Genomic DNA, 15,380 nt, shown 5'->3' on the forward strand with positions numbered 1-15,380 from the left:
CTCCTTCACGTCGGGCAGGTCGATCGGCACGGTGAGCGCGGCCACATCCGGCTCGCCCAAGATGCCGCGGAAGCGCTTGCGGCCCTCGAGCGGGCGGGCGAGCTCCACCTTGGCCTCGTGGCCCGCCCAGCGCGCGAAATCCGAGACCCGCACCAGCGGCCGGTCGATGCCGGGCGAGGAGATCTCGAGGTTGTAGGCGCCGCCGACCGGATCATCGAGGTCGAGGAGCGGCGAGATCGTGCGGCTCACCGCCTCGCAATCCTCGATCGCGCAGAGCCCGTCCGGCCGCTCGACCATGATCTGCACCGTGGCGTTGCCGCCCGTGGTGACCTTCACCCGCACGATCCGATAGCCCAGCCCCTCGACCGCGCCTTCGATCACCTGGACGACGCGCGCGGCGGCGCCGCTTTCCGTGACGAGCCGCTTCTCGGAAACCGGGGTCTCGGGGGTCTGGGTCTCGGGGGCTTGCGCCATGCTGGTCTCGCGATTCCGGGCACCCACGGGGCGCGCGATCGGCAGGCGGGATGCGGCAATAAAAAAGAGCGGGCCCCGGGGGACCCACTCCGAACCGCAGCCTCTCAGCTGCCATCAGAACTGTTAGGGCGTAGATAACTCCGGACCGGGGCAAGTTCAAGTTCCCGAGACGACGATCTCCCCGCTCTCGCCCAGCCGATCGGGCTACCTCGCGCGCTCCCGCAGCGAATCAGGAGCCTGCATGTCCTACGATGCGCGTACCGTACCGGATCCCGGCCAGCGGCACCCGCTGGCGGACCATCCGCGGGTCACCTTCATCCGCGACCTCGACCTGCCACCGAACGTCGAGGTCGGCGACTACACCTACTACGACGATCCTGCTGGGCCTCGCGCCTTCCTCGACAACATCCTGTATCACTTCGCCTTCCTGGGCGATCGCCTCGTGATCGGGCGCTTCTGCGCGATCGCGGCCGGCACACGCTTCCTGATGAACGGCGGCAATCACAGGCTGGACGCGCCCTCGACCTACCCGTTTCCGATCTTCGGCAACGCCTGGGCGGCGTACGGCCCGGAAGCGTTCCCGAACCGCGGCGACACGGTCGTCGGCAACGACGTCTGGCTCGGCTACGAATCCACTGTCCTGCCGGGCGTGACGATCGGCGACGGCGCGGTCGTCGCGGCGAAGTCCGTGGTGAGCGCCGACGTGCCGCCCTACGCGATCGTGGCCGGCAACCCGGCCCGCCTCGTGCGGATGTGCTTCTCGGAGGCCGACATCGCCCGCCTCCTGCGTATCGCGTGGTGGGACTGGGACGCCGACCGGATCACGGCCCATCTCGGCCCATCTCGGCGCGATCGGCGACGGCGACGTCGATGCGTTGGAGGCCGCCGCCTCAGCGTGAGGCGGCGTAGGGCACGGCCGGCGGCTTCAGGGGCGGCGCGTGCTCGACGCGGAGTAGAGCCACGACCCAAAGGGCCAGCAGGCAGAGGAGGCAAACCTCGCGACGGCGAAGGCGCGGCGGTTCCGGAACGAGCATGGCGGGCATCCTGTGAGGAGCCCCCCTGTGCCGCAGCGACGCTTCCGCACTGTGTGGGAAAATTACCCACACCATTCGCATCCGAGATGAGGTTTGCATCCCCTGCTCACTGGCCGCTCAGCCCAGCCCTTCCTCGATGGGAAACGGTGTGGGCTCCCACCAGCGCTCGACCCCGTGAATCCGCGCCGCCTCGGCCTCCCAGCGGTGGAGGATGGCCGCAAGCGCTGCGCGGTCGCCGGTCCGCAGCGGTTCGACGATCTCAAGGATGCGGCGGCGTGTTTTCCGGTAGGAAACGCACAGACTTGCCTTCTCCCAAGCCTCAATGGCTGCCCGCTTCCTCTGGCCAGGCTTCGGATAGACGATCTGGTCCGGCGGCTCGTAGTCGCCGTGGCTGTCCGTCTCGTACCACCTCCAGATCTGGGCGAGGAACGTGCGCGCCTCGTCGCGCGCGCCGGACGCGAGAGCGATCGCGACCTGTTGCTCGGCATGTACGCGACCGCCAGGAATAATGAACTTACGGAAAAAGGGCAGATAGGCGCGGTGGTCCTCTGCGAGTGGGCGAAGCAGGGGTAGAACCTGCTCCTCGACCGCGCATGTGAAGATGCGGTCGATGTCGGGAACCCTCCAATCCCATCTACCGACCGTACTCCCCCAAGCAGCCAATTGCGGGAATTCCGGCCGAAGCTCGTATTGCGGCTGAAGAAAATATTCCCGGGTGAACGGAGCCGGAAGAGGCTTGCGCGAAAACGATTCAACAAAGCTTCCGAAAGGATCTTCTATTGCCGATCCGTCCCAGTAGAGGGTTGTCAGACTCATATTTGAGTCGAATATATTCGGATCCAAACACCGTTTCACCCATATTTTGGCAGCGAAGTGCCGAATCGGCCTGATCCATATTACGCCCGGCTCGACTTGGATGAGATCTGGATTACGCGCCAGCAGGCTTCGAAACAGCCACTTTATCTGCTTCGCGTTTGTCACGTACGCGGCCTCATTTGAATGACGACAATCCGTTGCGTTCCTGGGAAGTGCTTCTTGGCAGCCGCCGCGTAGCGCAACGCGTTCGACCATGCGAGGCCACGCGCTCCCGTCTTATGATCATAGATGGAGGTGACCGTTGGCCTAGCTTGGTGGTAGATGTCGAGCCGACTTGTGCCGGCTTTGTTGACATGAGTTGGGAACCCTTCTTTGTCGATCAGAAATTCAGACTTGAGGCGAGAATTTTTTTGGTCTCGCACCCAAAAGTGCATCCGAGAATGAACCTAGTTACCGATCTGGCTGGGAGTCCGGAACGGATTCTCTTGCCGAACGGCCGTGTTGACCGCATCAAGCTGTGTTTGAATCGCGCCGGTCTTTGGGCAGGCGGCGTCGAGCGCCGGCTGGTCGAGCGGACCGACCCAGATCGCCGGCTTATTCCGGAAGTCCTCCGCTCCGCGGAATTCGTGCGCCGTCGCGCCCAGGACAGTCCCATAGCCGCCGCGCCTCGCTGAGAGGAACGCGAAGAGCGTGCCGGCGAGTTCCAGCGTGCGCAGGACCTGCGCGGCCACCACCGCGGCCGGAACAGCCGGAAGGAGGGCCGGCTGGATCGTCGCGTCCGGCTTTAGGCCGTTCGCCGTGAAGGTGCTGCGCCCCAGGATCTCGCCGGAGACGCCGTCGCGGATGGTCTGCGTCGCGCCCAGCGTCTCGAAGATCCGGCTCTCGCCGTCCGGCGCGGTGACCGCGTGCTGCTCGTCGAAGTCGCGCCGGCCCGCGCGGATGCGGATCGAGAGGATGCGGGTCCCGTCCTCGAGCCGGGTCTCCTCTCGGCTCTGCGCGTGCTCGGCCTCGGGCATCTGCGCCCATTGCGGCGTGACCAGCCGCAGCACCTCGGGATCGACGGCGCCACCGCCGCCGCCGACGACCCACTGCCCACCGTCCGATTGCCCGGCCGGGGCGCGCGGCTGGTCGGACCAGCCCTTCCGCCACAGGGCGTGCTCCAGGCGGAGCAGCTTCGTGTCGAGGGAGAGCTCGGCCAGGATACCCCTCAGCTGCCGGATCTCGTCACCGACCGGTTCCCGTCTCGTCACGGCACCGACCCGAATCGCCCTCGATTAGGATCAAATACCAGAACAAATCGGGAATATACAGTTATTACTCCTATCGCCGGCGAAACGAAAAACGCTGCCCCGCGAGCGGGACGACGTCGGACGGATCGATCGGGATCCGGCGCGGTGCCGGATCCCGGTGTCTCAAGCGGCCTGCCGGGCCTTGTTCAGGAGCTTGCGGTTGATCAGCACCTCGGCGATCTGCACGGCGTTCAGCGCCGCGCCCTTGCGGAGGTTGTCCGAGACGCACCAGAAGTTCAGGCCGTTCTCGATCGTGGCGTCCTCGCGGATGCGGGAGATGTAGGTCGCGTCCTCGCCGGCCGCCTCGTGGGGCGTGACGTAGCCGCCGTTCTCGCGCTTATCGACCACGAGCACGCCCGGGGCCGCGCGCAGGATCTCGGTGGCCTGCTCGGGTGTGATCGGGCGCTCGAACTCAACGTTCACCGATTCCGCGTGCCCGATGAAGACCGGCACGCGCACGGCGGTAGCCGTGAGCTTGATCTTCGGGTCGAGCATCTTCTTGGTCTCGGCGACCATCTTCCACTCTTCCTTCGTGTAGCCATCCTCCATGAACACGTCGATGTGGGGGATGACGTTGAAGGCGATGCGCTTGGTGAACTTGGTGTTCGTCACCTCGCCGGCCGTGAAGACGGCGCGGGTCTGGTTGAACAGCTCGTCCATCGCCTCCTTGCCGGCGCCGGAGACCGACTGGTAGGTCGAGACCACCACGCGCCTGATGCCGGCCGCCTCGTGCAGGGGCTTCAGCGCCACGACGAGCTGGGCCGTCGAGCAGTTCGGGTTGGCGATGATGTTGCGCTTGGTGAAACCCGCGACGGCGTCGGCGTTCACCTCGGGCACGATCAGCGGCACGTCGGCGTCGTAGCGGAAGGCCGACGAGTTATCGATGACCACGCAGCCGGCCTGCCCGATGCGCGGGCTCCACTCCTTCGAGGTCTCGCCGCCGGCCGACATCAGACAGATGTCGGTATCGGAGAAGTCGTGGGTGTCCAGCGCTTTGACCTTCAGGATCTTGTCGCCGAAGGAAACCTCCTGGCCCTGGCTGCGCCGCGAGGCCAGCGCCACGACCTCGTCGGCGGGGAAAGCCCGCTCGGCCAAGATATCCAGGATCTCGCGGCCCACGTTGCCCGTGGCGCCCACGACGGCGACCTTGTAGCCCATTGTCCACTCCGCTTGTCCCGAACGACCCGGCCGCCGCATCCATCGCGGGCCCCGGTCTCCTCGCGCCCGCGTCCTGCGCGGGCCGACCGGCCGGTTCGCTTGCCCCAATACGGGCATGGCCGCGCGCGCCCGGCCCGACAGGCAGGTGGGTGCGGCAGCCGGGGTGAGCAAGACGCCGACCCCGCGCGCCTGTCAAGCGGCAGAGCAGGGCGGCGGCTCACAGGCGCAACCATCGATTCACCCTGCGCGCGGGAACACGGTGACGGGCGCGCTGCCGGAAAGGTCTTGGTGCCGGGTGGAGACCGAGGATCGGGGCGCGGCGGACGCTGATCCGCCGAGGCGAGCCCCCGGCCCCCCTTGCGCACGATGCCGTTCGACCGGACCGAAGACGCTGACGAGCCCCCGGCGCGACTGCCGCTGCTCGGCCTGACCGCGAAGCTCGCCGTCGCCCTTGCCACGGTGGCGCTGCTCGCGCTGCTCGCGCGCGGCCGAGTCGAGACGCCGTCCGCGCCATCCGAACCTGCGCTGGCCGACGCATTCTTCGTGCCGTCGGCCCTCGCGGCGCCGGCCAAGCCCGCGGCGCCTGCCCTGCCGGGCCGGCTCGGGATCGACGAGCCGGAAGCGATCGATCCGGTCCGGCTGGAGCCGGCGCGGGTCAACCCAGTCACGGGTCTGCGGGAGGAGACGCTGGCCCGGGGCGATTTCGACGCGATCGAATCGAGCGCGCTGCGCCTGACGCTCGCCCGGGAGGCCGGCTCGGAGAGGCCGGGCCTCTTCGTGACCCTGGTCAGGCGCGGGGCGGACGGACCCGGCATCGCGGTGGTCCGCACCGGCGCTCGGGGCAGGATCGACACCAAGTTCGGGCCAGTCGAGACCCTGGAGGCGACGCTGGCTGGCGGGGCGCGGCGGGTCTGCACCGGCTTCGCGACGCTCGAGGTCGCGCCGCCGCGCATCGACGGCTGGCTCTGCGCGCCGCTGGCACAGCCTCCGGAGCCGCGCGCAATCGCCTGCATCCTCGACGCCCTGACCCTGGAGGGTGCGGAAGGTCCGTCCGCGGCGCGCTTCCGCGCCGCCGAGGCGCGCCGCGACCCGGGTTGCCGGCCGGCCCAGCCCAGCGCTGCCGCGGACCCGCCCGCGGGTCGGACCGGCTCGATCCGTAGCCGCCGTGCCGCTGCCGGACGAGGCTGAGGCGCGGCGCAAAAAAAATGAGGCGAATCTGCGGCAGAACCGTGCTAGCTCGGCCATTGGGGTGGAACAACGGCAACGCTCGGACGTCTACTCACCAAGAAGACGCGGCGGATTTTTAACACTGTCCTGCCACGATCACCCCCGTTTTCAACAAGGTGCGACATGCGCTCGATCAAGATCGCCCTGCTGGGCGCCCTCGCCGTCGCCGGCCCCGGGCTCGGCACCACGGCTCCGGCTCAGGCCCAGGACGGCTACGCCCCCGGCGTCGGCTACTACCGGGTCAGCCGCCCGCTGCCGATCCGTATCCGCCCGCGCAGCTGGCTCGACGCCGGCAACGTGGTCGAGCCCGGCAACGGCTCTGTCTCGAACCCGGCCACAAACCCGGTTCTGATCGCCCAGTCGAACTCCCTGAACCCGGTCTACGGCCGCAACGACCGCTTCGGCTTCGGCATCCTGCCCGACCCGATCACCAACGGTCCGTTCATCGGCGCCCGGAACAGCTCGATCCGCAACGTCGATCTCTCGGCCTTCGACGCCATCGACCCGACCTCGTACGTGTCGCGCTACGGCAACCCGTACTGAGTCGCTCCAGTTCGTTTCATGCGAAGGGGCGCGCGGCGAGAGCCGCGCGCCCCTCTCGTTCCGGGATGTGCGGAAGGCCCTTGGGCCTTCCGGCGGGGCTCGGGGCGCGGAGCCCCGAGAGGTCAGGCCGCCCGCGCCCGGACAGCCGCGGCGATCGCCTCCGCCATGGCCTTCGTCCCGATCGCCTGAGCGCCCCCGGTAGCGATGTCGGCGGTGCGGGTGCCGGCGGCCAGCGTGTCGGTGATGGCACCGTCGAGGAGGTCGGCGGCCTCTCCGAGACCGAACGAGTAGCGCAGGCACATGGCGAGAGAGCCGATCATGGCGATCGGGTTCGCCTTGTCGGCGCCCGCGATGTCGGGGGCCGAGCCGTGCACGGGCTCGTAGAGGGCGCGGCGGAGCCCGCCTTCCTCGGCGGCGCCGAGGGAGGCCGAGGGCAGCATGCCGAGCGAGCCGGTGAGCATCGCGGCGACGTCCGAGAGCACGTCGCCGAAGAGGTTGTCGGTCACCAGCACGTCGAACTGCTTGGGGCGCCGCACGAGTTGCATGGCGCAATTGTCGGCGAGCACGTGCTCCAGCGCGACATCCGAGTAGTGCTGCGCGTGGACCGCGGTGACGACCTCCTTCCAGAGAACGCCCGACTTCATCACGTTGTGCTTCTCCGCCGAGGCGACCCGGCCCGAGCGCTTGCGGGCGAGGTCGAAGGCGACGTGGGCGATCCGCTCGATCTCGCCCGTGGTGTAGACCTGAGTGTCCACCGCCCGCTTCGTGCCGTCGTCGAGGACCGTGATCTCCTTCGGCTCGCCGAAATAGACGCCGCCGGTGAGCTCGCGCACGATCATGATGTCGAGGCCCTCGACGAGCTCCCGCTTGAGCGCCGAGGCGTCGGCCAGCGCCGGGTAGCAGATCGCCGGGCGCAGGTTCGCGAACAGGCCCAGATCCTTGCGCAGCCGCAGCAGCCCGGCCTCGGGGCGGATCTCGTAGGCGACGCCGTTCCATTTCGGCCCGCCGACGGCGCCGAGCAGGATCGCGTCGGCGCTCCTTGCCCGCGCCAGGGTCTCGTCGGCGAGCGGCTTGCCATGCCGGTCGATTGCCGCGCCGCCCACGAGATCGGTCTCGGTCTCGAAGCTGGCGATGCCGGTCTCGCGGAGCGCCGCGAGCACGGTCTCGACGCCGGCCATCACCTCGGGGCCGATCCCGTCGCCGGGGAGGAGCAGGAGGTTGTAGCTGGCCATGGCGTGATCTCGTCCGGGTTGAGATAGGGTCAGGCGGGCTCTATCGAGCCGGCGCGCCGCTTGGCAAGGTTCCTCGCGCCATGGCCGCCGTTGCGTTCCGCCGCCGTCCGGTGTAAGCGCGCTCCGCGCCCAACAGACACCCTTGGAGGCACGGGCGCGCTGGGGAACGGTCGGGCCGTCCGCTTCGGGCGGCCTTTGTCGTTTTCCGGGCCATCAATCGTAAAGGATCACGCCATGAGCGCAGTGAAGTCGCTTGAGGCCGTGGCACGCGACCGGGCCGGCAAGGGGGCCGCCCGGGCCGTTCGTCGCCAGGGCCAGATTCCCGCCGTCATCTACGGCGCCGGCCAGCCGCCGCAGTCGATCGCCGTCGACCTCATCCGCACCCGCACCCTGATCTACGCCGGCGGCTTCAAGACCACGGTGTTCGAGATCAGCATCGGCGGCAAGAAGGTCCGCGCGATCCCGCGCGACTTCCAGCTCGACCCGGTGACCAGCGTCCCGCTGCACGTCGACTTCCTGCGCGTCGTCCAGGGCCAAACCGTCGTGGTCGACGTGCCGGTGCACTTCGTCAACGAGGAGGCGGCCCCCGGCATCAAGCAGCGCGGCGGCACCCTCAACATCTCGCTCCACACCGTCTCGCTCGACGTGGCGCCCGACCAGATTCCGGACGCGATCGAGGTCGATCTCACCGGCCGCGAGATCGGTGACGTGATCCACGCCGCCGACCTGAAGATCCCGGCCGGCACCTACACGGGCGAGGGCACGGATCCGGTCGCCAACATCGTGCCGCCGACCGTGCTCGGCGCCGAGGTCGAGGCCGAGGAGGCCGCGATCGCCGAGGCGCAGTCCGCCGAGGCCGCCGAGGAGAAGGCCGAGTCCGAGGCCGAGGCCTCCGACGAGACCAAGACCGAGGAGTGATCGGGAGGGGGCGCGCACCGCGCGTCCCGTCTCCGCTTCCCGATGCCCCGGCCCCGCGGCCGGGGCATTTTCATGTCGCGAGGGACCCATGCGGCTCATCGTCGGCCTCGGAAATCCGGGCCCGCGCTACGCGCGCAACCGCCACAACATCGGCTTTCTCGCCATCGACGAGATCGCCCGCGTGCATCGGGCGAGCCCGTTCCGCCGCCGCTTCCAGGGGGAGGCCGCCGAGGTGGTGCTGGGCACCGAGCGCGCCATCCTGCTGAAGCCCCAGACCTTCATGAACGAGTCCGGCCGCGCGGTCTCGGAGGCGCAGCGCTTCTACAAGATCGCGCTCGCCGACGTGATCGTGCTGCACGACGAGCTCGACCTCGCCCCCGCCAAGCTCCGGGTGAAGCAGGGCGGCGGCAATGCCGGACATAACGGCCTGCGCTCGATCACCGCGCAATGCGGCAACGACTATCGTCGCGTGCGGCTCGGCATCGGGCATCCGGGCGACAAGGCGCAGGTGCATGCCTACGTGCTGAACGATTTCGGCAAGGCCGAGGAGCCCTGGGTCGAGGACCTCTGCCGGGCGGTGGCCGACCACGCCCCGCTGCTCGCGGCGGGCGAGGATGCGAGCTTCCAGAACAAGGTCCACCTCGCCATGGCGGGCCGCGGCTGGGACGACGTGAAGCCGGTGGCCCGGGGCGGTCCGCCGAAGAATTGACACGAAAACACGAGGACACGATATCGAAGGCGGCCCGGAGGTGGCGATGAAGAACGTGACCGTGACCATGAGCGAGGCGCTGCTGCAGCGGGCGCGGGTCGCGGCCGCGCGCGACGGGAAGAGCCTGTCGAAGTTCGTCGCCGAGGCGGTGGAGCAGCGGGTCGGCCGGCCGATGACGCAGCGCGAGGCGCTCGACATCTTCCTGGCGGGACCGCCCCTCCACGTGCTGGACGAGAACGGGAAGGTCCCGACGACGGCGCAGCTCTACGATGACGACTGAGCTGGTCTTCGTCGATACGAACGTTCTTCTCTACGCTCGCGACGATCGTTACCCCGATAAGCGCAGGGCTGCCGCGCACTGGCTCGCGACGCTCGCGCAACGCGATGCCCTGATCGTCAGCCCCCAGATCCTCGGCGAACTTCACACCGCCATCCTGCGGGGCAAAGTCGACGTGGACGACGGGGAGATGCAGCGCATGACCGCGGCGCTGCAACCCTTCTCCCACGGCGCCACCGACCTCGAACTCATCGCGCAGTCGTGGAAGATCCGGAAGGAGACCGCCTTCCGGTGGTGGGACTGCGTGATCCTCGCCGCCGCGATCCGGGCCGGATGCCGCTACCTCCTGTCGGAGGATTACCAGCACGGCACGACGGTCCGCGGCACCACCATCCTCAACCCCTTCACCGTCGGCCCCGAGGCCGTCATGACCGAGCATTAGGACTGAGCCATGGGCTTCAAATGCGGCATCGTCGGCCTGCCGAACGTCGGCAAGTCGACCCTCTTCAACGCGCTGACGCAGACCGCGGCGGCCCAGGCGGCGAACTACCCGTTCTGCACCATCGAGCCGAATGTCGGCGACGTGGCGGTGCCGGACCCGCGCCTCGACGCGCTGGCGAAGATCGCGGCCTCGAAGGAGATCATCCCGACCCGGCTGACCTTCGTGGACATCGCCGGGCTGGTCCGCGGCGCCTCGAAGGGGGAGGGGCTCGGCAACCAGTTCCTGGCCAACATCCGCGAGGTGGACGCGATCGCCCACGTGGTGCGCTGCTTCGAGGACGGCGACGTCACCCATGTCGAGGGCAAGGTCGATCCGATCGCCGACATCGAGACGATCGAGACCGAGCTGATGCTGGCCGACCTCGAGAGCCTGGAGAAGCGCGTCGTCGCCCTGGAGAAGAAGGCCCGGGGCGCCGACAAGGAGGCGCGTGAATTCCTCGACCTCGTCAACCGGGCGCTGCCGCTGCTGCGCGACGGAAAGCCCGCCCGCCTCGTCGAGCGCAAGGCGGAGGAGGAGTTCCTGTTCCGGCAGCTCGGCCTGATGACGGCCAAGCCGGTGCTCTACGTCTGCAACGTGGACGAGGGCGACGCCGACAAGGGCAACGCGCACTCGGACGCCGTCATCGCCCGCGCCAAGGCGGAGGGTGCGGTCGCCGTGGTGGTCTCGGCCAAGATCGAGAGCGAGATCGCCGTGATGCCGATGGCCGACCAGGCCGAGTTCCTGGAGGCGGTCGGGCTCAACGAGCCCGGTCTCAACCGGGTGATCCGGGCCGGCTACGATCTCCTCGGCCTGATCACCTACTTCACGGTCGGCCCGAAGGAGGCCCGCGCCTGGACGATCACCGACGGCACCCGCGCGCCCGCGGCGGCCGGGGTGATCCACTCCGATTTCGAGAAGGGCTTCATCCGGGCCGAGACGATCGCCTACGCCGACTACGTGTCGCTGAAGGGCGAGAGCGGCGCGCGCGATGCCGGCAAGCTGCGCCTGGAGGGCAAGGAGTACCGGGTGCAGGACGGCGACGTGCTGCACTTCCGCTTCGCGAACTGAGGCCGCGATGTCCGCTCCCTTCTACGAGGACTTCGAGCCCGGCGACCGCATCGTCAGCACGCCGCTCACGGTCGGCCGCGACGAGATCGTGGCCTTCGCACGGGAATTCGACCCGCAGCCCTTCCACCTCGACGAGGCGGCGGCGGAGGCGACCTTCGTCGGCAAGCTGATCGCCTCCGGCTGGCAGACCGCCGCGCTCGGCATGCGTCTCCTGCACGCCAGCGTGTTCCGCGGGGCCACCACGCTCGGCTCGCCGGGCATCGACGAACTGCGCTGGATGCTCCCCGTCGTGCCGGGCGACAGCCTCGTCCTGAAGACCACGGTCGAGGATTGCCGCGCCTCCACCTCGAAACCGGGCGTCGGCTTCGTGCGGTTCGCCGCGCGGCTCGAGAATGGGGCGGGCCGCATCGTGATGACCCAGGGCTTCTCGGTGATGTTCCAGCGCCGCGGGGCGGAGCCGCCGCCGCCCCGGCCAGTGACGCTTGCAGCACCGGAGCCGCCGCCGGAGCCGAATGACGCGGAGATCCTCGATTTCATCGGCCAGGCCGAGATCGGCCGCACGCGGGACCTCGGGCCCTACACCTTCACCGCGGAGGATATCGTGGCCTTCGCGCGGGCCTACGACCCCCAGGCCTTCCACCTGGATCCGGAGGCCGCGGCCCGCACGCATTTCGGCGGGCTCTGCGCCTCGGGCTGGCACACGGCAGCCGCCTACATGCGGCGCCTGACCACGACCCGGGCGCGCGACCACGCCTACACGGCCGCGCGCGGACCGGCCCCGATGCTGGGGCCCTCGCCGGGCTTCCGGAAGCTGCGCTGGCTGAAGCCCGTCTACGCGGGCGACACGATCCACTACCGCACCACGCTCACCGACCGCCGCGCCTCGGCCTCCCGGCCGGGCTGGGGGCTGGCCTTCGCGCGCAACACCGGCACCAACCAGCACGGCGAGGAGGTGTTTCGCTTCGACTCGAGCGTCTTCGCGCAGTGGGAGCCGTAGGGCGGGTTCCGGCTCCTCGCCTCGGATGCAGCAGACCCTCTCTCCCCACCTGCGGAGAGAGCGCTTCGGCGAGCTTGTCGTCGCTGGAGTGAGGAGGCAGCCGAGGGGGCTACCTTCCAGCGTCCTCAGGCTGCCCGGCGCCGCTCCGGGTAGAGCCCGAGCAGGCCCTCGGGCGAGGCCTCGCACACGCCCCGCTCCGTGACGATGCCGGTGACGAGGCGGGCGGGCGTCACGTCGAAGGCGGGGTTGGCCACGGGGCTGCCGGGCGAGACCACCTCGATCGTGGCGAAGCCGCCGTCCGCGAGACGCCCCGTCAAATGCGTGACCTCGCGCCCGTCGCGCTCCTCGATCGGGATCTCGGCGACACCGTCGCGGAGCGTCCAGTCGATCGTCGAGAAGGGCAGGGCGGCGTAGAACGGGACGCGGTTGTCGAAGGCCGCCAGCGCCTTCAGGTAGGTGCCGATCTTGTTGCAGACGTCGCCCGACGCCGTGGTGCGGTCCGAGCCGACGATGCAGACGTCGATGCCGCCGTGCTGCATCAGGTGGCCGCCCGCGTTGTCGGCGATCACCGTGTGGGGCACGCCGTGGCCGTTCAGCTCGAAGGCGGTGAGCGCCGCGCCCTGGTTCCGCGGCCGGGTCTCGTCCACGTAGACGTGGAGATCGACGCCGGCCTCGTGCGCCCAGTAGATCGGAGCGAGCGCGGTGCCCCAATCGACGGTCGCGAGCCAGCCCGCGTTGCAATGGGTCAGCACGTTGATGCGCCGGCCCTTGGCCTTGGCGAGGTCCGACAGCAGGCGCCCGCCGTGCTCGCCGATCGAGCGGCAGCTCTCCACATCCTCCTCGGCGATGCGGCCGGCCTCCGCGAAGGCCGCTGCGAAGCGCTCGGGAACGGGGAGGGGGCGGAGCTTGGCGGCGACGTGGTCGAGGGCCCAGCGCAGGTTGATCGCGGTGGGGCGGGTGGCGGCCAGGATCTCGACCGCGCGGGCAAGGCCCGCATCCGAGGAATCCTCCCTCAGGCCGAGCGCCAGCCCGTAGGCGGCTGTGACGCCGATCAGCGGGGCGCCACGCACGATCATGGTGCGGATCGCGACCGCCGCATCGTCGAGCGTGGAGAGCCGCTTCATCTCCAGCGCGAAGGGCAGGCGGGTCTGGTCGATGACCTCGACGCTGACGCCGTCCGCGTGCGGGACGATGGTGCGGTAGGGGCGGCCGTCGATCTTCATGCGAGCGATCTGCCACAACGGGGCGCGGATTGCACCACGGCGGTGCCCGCCCGCACCCTCCGGTTGAGCCTTCCTCAACCTTAGCCGCGCGTTAACGGGTCACCCGTAGCGTTCCGGTCACGTATCCCATCACGCGTCCGGTCCCGCATGCGCTCGCTTCGCCGCTCCGCGTCGCCCTACGACACCTTCGTCGATACGCTGCGCCCCTTCCTGGCGCGCCGTCTGACGGAGCTGGGCGGCCTCGTGCTGTTCACCGCCGCCGTGGCCCTCACCGTGGCGCTGGCGACGTGGTCGATCGACGACCCGAGCCTTAACCACGCCACCGACCACGCCGCCCACAACGTGCTCGGGCGCCCGGGCGCCGTGGTCTCCGACCTCGCCATGCAGATTCTCGGCCTCGGCTCGCTCGCCCTGGTGCTGCCGCCCGCGCTGTGGGGCATGCGGCTGATGCGCGAGCGCGACCTGCCGCGCGGGGGCCTGCGCATCGCGCTCTGGATCATCGGCTTCTGCGCGGCGAGCGCGGTCGCGAGCGCCCTGCCGCCCACCGCGCGCTGGCCGCTGCCGACGGGCCTCGGCGGCGTGGCCGGCGATTCGCTGCTCGGTCTCGGCCGGACGATCGTGGGTGCCATCGCGGGTCCGGCCGCCGCGCTCGTCGGCTTCGCCTACGCGGTCTTGGCGATCCTCTGCCTCACGGGTGCCTGTCGCGCCGGGCTCAACGACGCGGACGAATCCTACGACGCCTACGAGGCGGCGCCCCCGATGCGTCGGGCATCCGCCCACCGCTCGGAGGTTCGCGACGTCGCGGGTGAGCCGGGACTCGGCCTGGTCGGGCTCGGCGCACTGGCGCAGGCCGTGATGCGCGGCCGCGCGGCGCTCGGCGAGACGGTGGAGAACTGGCGTGCCCAGCGCTCCGGCAACCTCGCCTATGCGGGTGCCTCGCCGACGCTGGCGGCGCAGCGCGCCTTCGCGGACGAGGAGGCCCCCTGGGCCGACCACGCGCCTCCGCCCCAGGCCCAGCCGGCCGCTCGGCGCGAGCCGGTCTTCGACGAGGTGGAGGCGCCCCGTCCGCAGCAGCGCGGCCGCACGCCGCTCCCCGCCGCGGATCTGCCCGACACGGACGAGGACGACGTCGCCGCCGAGCCGGTGCGCTCGCGCGTCGCGCCTCCGGCCGCAGCCCCGGTCCCGGCCCGGCGCCAGCCCCTGCCGCCGCCGGTCCATCCGGACGATTACGAGCTGCCGGCGCTGGGTCTCCTGGCCGAGCCGCGCGGACCCTCGCCCGCGAGCCTTGTCTCGGCCGACGCGCTGGAGCAGAACGCGACGCTCCTGGAGGCCACGCTCGGCGATTTCGGGGTGCGCGGCGACATCCTGGCCGTGCGGCCGGGCCCGGTCGTCACGCTCTACGAGCTGGAGCCGGCGCCCGGCACCAAGTCGAGCCGGGTGATCTCGCTCGCCGACGACATCGCGCGCTCGATGTCGGCGGTCTCGGCCCGCGTCGCGGTGGTCCCCGGCCGCAACGCCATCGGCATCGAATTGCCGAACACGCGCCGCGAGACCGTGTTCCTGCGCGAACTCCTGGCCTCGGCCGACTTCGTGGAGACGAAGCACAAGCTGGCGCTGTGCTTAGGCAAGAACATCGGCGGCGAGCCGATCATCGCGGATCTCGCCCGCATGCCGCACCTGCTGGTGGCCGGCACGACCGGCTCGGGCAAGTCGGTGGCCATCAACACCATGATCCTGAGCCTGCTCTACCGGATGAAGCCGGAGGAGTGCCGCCTGATCATGGTCGATCCCAAGATGCTGGAACTCTCCGTCTACGACGGCATCCCGCACCTGCTCTCCCCCGTCGTCATCGACCCCAAGAAGGCGGTCATCGCCCTCAAATGGGCCGTGCGCGAGATGGAGGAGCGCTACAAGAAGATGTCCAAGATCGCGGT

15 protein-coding genes and 1 pseudogene are annotated in these 15,380 nt (G+C 69.8%); 10 read left to right on the top strand and 6 right to left on the bottom strand.

What is annotated here, in order from left to right; all coding sequences use genetic code 11:
• Positions 1-474, bottom strand: a 474-nt coding sequence (gene rimP / locus AX737_RS13050) for a ribosome maturation factor RimP (RefSeq protein ID WP_197430565.1), incomplete at its 3' end; no start/stop codon positions are given.
• Between the two features lie 241 nt (positions 475-715).
• Here rimP and AX737_RS37100 point away from each other — a divergent pair.
• A pseudogene (locus AX737_RS37100) lies at positions 716-1,373 on the top strand (CatB-related O-acetyltransferase).
• A gap of 252 nt (positions 1,374-1,625) precedes the next feature.
• Here AX737_RS37100 and AX737_RS35810 read toward each other — a convergent pair.
• The 3 genes from AX737_RS35810 to AX737_RS13070 form a co-directional block, all read right to left on the bottom strand.
• Positions 1,626-2,579 carry a hypothetical protein gene (locus AX737_RS35810; protein WP_156453688.1) on the bottom strand — a complete coding sequence of 318 codons (954 nt, stop codon included), beginning with the start codon at positions 2,577-2,579 and terminating at the stop codon, positions 1,626-1,628.
• Between the two features lie 191 nt (positions 2,580-2,770).
• Complete coding sequence (locus AX737_RS13065; protein WP_066921967.1) at positions 2,771-3,574, bottom strand: hypothetical protein; 804 nt, start codon at positions 3,572-3,574, stop codon at positions 2,771-2,773.
• A gap of 162 nt (positions 3,575-3,736) precedes the next feature.
• Positions 3,737-4,771, bottom strand: a complete 1,035-nt coding sequence (locus tag AX737_RS13070) for an aspartate-semialdehyde dehydrogenase (RefSeq protein WP_066921968.1) — start codon at positions 4,769-4,771, stop codon at positions 3,737-3,739.
• A gap of 366 nt (positions 4,772-5,137) precedes the next feature.
• Here AX737_RS13070 and AX737_RS13075 point away from each other — a divergent pair, with 366 nt between their 5' ends.
• Complete coding sequence (locus tag AX737_RS13075; RefSeq protein ID WP_082773021.1) at positions 5,138-5,959, top strand: hypothetical protein; 822 nt, start codon at positions 5,138-5,140, stop codon at positions 5,957-5,959.
• 162 nt (positions 5,960-6,121) lie between these two features.
• Positions 6,122-6,541: a hypothetical protein gene (locus AX737_RS13080; protein ID WP_066921971.1), complete on the top strand. Its 420-nt coding sequence runs from the start codon at positions 6,122-6,124 to the stop codon at positions 6,539-6,541.
• Between the two features lie 122 nt (positions 6,542-6,663).
• Here the strand turns inward: AX737_RS13080 and leuB are convergent, their stop codons facing one another.
• The gene (gene leuB / locus AX737_RS13085) at positions 6,664-7,773 is read right to left on the bottom strand and encodes a 3-isopropylmalate dehydrogenase (protein ID WP_066921973.1); all 1,110 of its coding nucleotides are present in this window, start codon (positions 7,771-7,773) and stop codon (positions 6,664-6,666) included.
• Positions 7,774-8,007: 234 nt separating this feature from the next.
• On the opposite strand from leuB, the gene AX737_RS13090 reads away from it, so the two are divergent.
• From AX737_RS13090 to AX737_RS13115, 6 genes are all read left to right on the top strand, one after another.
• On the top strand, positions 8,008-8,691 hold the full coding sequence (locus tag AX737_RS13090) for a 50S ribosomal protein L25/general stress protein Ctc (RefSeq protein ID WP_066921975.1): 684 nt from the start codon (positions 8,008-8,010) through the stop codon (positions 8,689-8,691).
• An 88-nt stretch (positions 8,692-8,779) separates the two neighbouring features.
• Complete coding sequence (pth, locus tag AX737_RS13095) at positions 8,780-9,400, top strand: aminoacyl-tRNA hydrolase (protein ID WP_066921977.1); 621 nt, start codon at positions 8,780-8,782, stop codon at positions 9,398-9,400.
• A 46-nt stretch (positions 9,401-9,446) separates the two neighbouring features.
• Positions 9,447-9,680, top strand: coding sequence for a hypothetical protein (locus AX737_RS13100; RefSeq protein WP_066921979.1), 234 nt, complete (start codon positions 9,447-9,449; stop codon positions 9,678-9,680).
• Entirely contained in the window at positions 9,670-10,119 is a 450-nt protein-coding gene (locus tag AX737_RS13105) for a PIN domain-containing protein (protein WP_066921980.1), read from the top strand. Before AX737_RS13100 ends, AX737_RS13105 begins: the two co-directional genes overlap by 11 nt.
• A 9-nt stretch (positions 10,120-10,128) precedes the next feature.
• Positions 10,129-11,226: a redox-regulated ATPase YchF gene (gene ychF, locus AX737_RS13110; protein WP_066921981.1), complete on the top strand. Its 1,098-nt coding sequence runs from the start codon at positions 10,129-10,131 to the stop codon at positions 11,224-11,226.
• 7 nt (positions 11,227-11,233) lie between these two features.
• Complete coding sequence (locus AX737_RS13115; protein ID WP_066921982.1) at positions 11,234-12,223, top strand: MaoC family dehydratase; 990 nt, start codon at positions 11,234-11,236, stop codon at positions 12,221-12,223.
• 125 nt (positions 12,224-12,348) lie between these two features.
• On the opposite strand, the gene mtnA is transcribed toward AX737_RS13115, so the two are convergent.
• Positions 12,349-13,446: an S-methyl-5-thioribose-1-phosphate isomerase gene (gene mtnA / locus AX737_RS13120; RefSeq protein WP_066921983.1), complete on the bottom strand. Its 1,098-nt coding sequence runs from the start codon at positions 13,444-13,446 to the stop codon at positions 12,349-12,351.
• Between the two features lie 147 nt (positions 13,447-13,593).
• Between mtnA and AX737_RS13125 the strand changes: the two genes are divergently transcribed.
• Positions 13,594-15,380, top strand: a 1,787-nt coding sequence (locus AX737_RS13125; protein ID WP_066921985.1) for a DNA translocase FtsK 4TM domain-containing protein, incomplete at its 3' end; no start/stop codon positions are given.

The organism is Methylobacterium sp. CCH5-D2, assembly GCF_001556475.1.
Lineage (GTDB): Bacteria > Pseudomonadota > Alphaproteobacteria > Rhizobiales > Beijerinckiaceae > Methylobacterium > Methylobacterium hispanicum.

What these genes read in the sequence shown, in the direction of transcription:
- AX737_RS35810 (WP_156453688.1), bottom strand. Translation starts at nt 2,579, where the DNA reads ATGGTCGAACGCGTTGCGCTACGCGGCGGCTGCCAAGAAGCACTTCCC.
- AX737_RS13070 (WP_066921968.1), bottom strand. Translation starts at nt 4,771, where the DNA reads ATGGGCTACAAGGTCGCCGTCGTGGGCGCCACGGGCAACGTGGGCCGC.
- AX737_RS13075 (WP_082773021.1), top strand. Translation starts at nt 5,138, where the DNA reads ATGCCGTTCGACCGGACCGAAGACGCTGACGAGCCCCCGGCGCGACTG.
- AX737_RS13080 (WP_066921971.1), top strand. Translation starts at nt 6,122, where the DNA reads ATGCGCTCGATCAAGATCGCCCTGCTGGGCGCCCTCGCCGTCGCCGGC.
- leuB (WP_066921973.1), bottom strand. Translation starts at nt 7,773, where the DNA reads ATGGCCAGCTACAACCTCCTGCTCCTCCCCGGCGACGGGATCGGCCCC.
- AX737_RS13090 (WP_066921975.1), top strand. Translation starts at nt 8,008, where the DNA reads ATGAGCGCAGTGAAGTCGCTTGAGGCCGTGGCACGCGACCGGGCCGGC.
- pth (WP_066921977.1), top strand. Translation starts at nt 8,780, where the DNA reads ATGCGGCTCATCGTCGGCCTCGGAAATCCGGGCCCGCGCTACGCGCGC.
- AX737_RS13100 (WP_066921979.1), top strand. Translation starts at nt 9,447, where the DNA reads ATGAAGAACGTGACCGTGACCATGAGCGAGGCGCTGCTGCAGCGGGCG.
- AX737_RS13105 (WP_066921980.1), top strand. Translation starts at nt 9,670, where the DNA reads ATGACGACTGAGCTGGTCTTCGTCGATACGAACGTTCTTCTCTACGCT.
- ychF (WP_066921981.1), top strand. Translation starts at nt 10,129, where the DNA reads ATGGGCTTCAAATGCGGCATCGTCGGCCTGCCGAACGTCGGCAAGTCG.
- AX737_RS13115 (WP_066921982.1), top strand. Translation starts at nt 11,234, where the DNA reads ATGTCCGCTCCCTTCTACGAGGACTTCGAGCCCGGCGACCGCATCGTC.
- mtnA (WP_066921983.1), bottom strand. Translation starts at nt 13,446, where the DNA reads ATGAAGATCGACGGCCGCCCCTACCGCACCATCGTCCCGCACGCGGAC.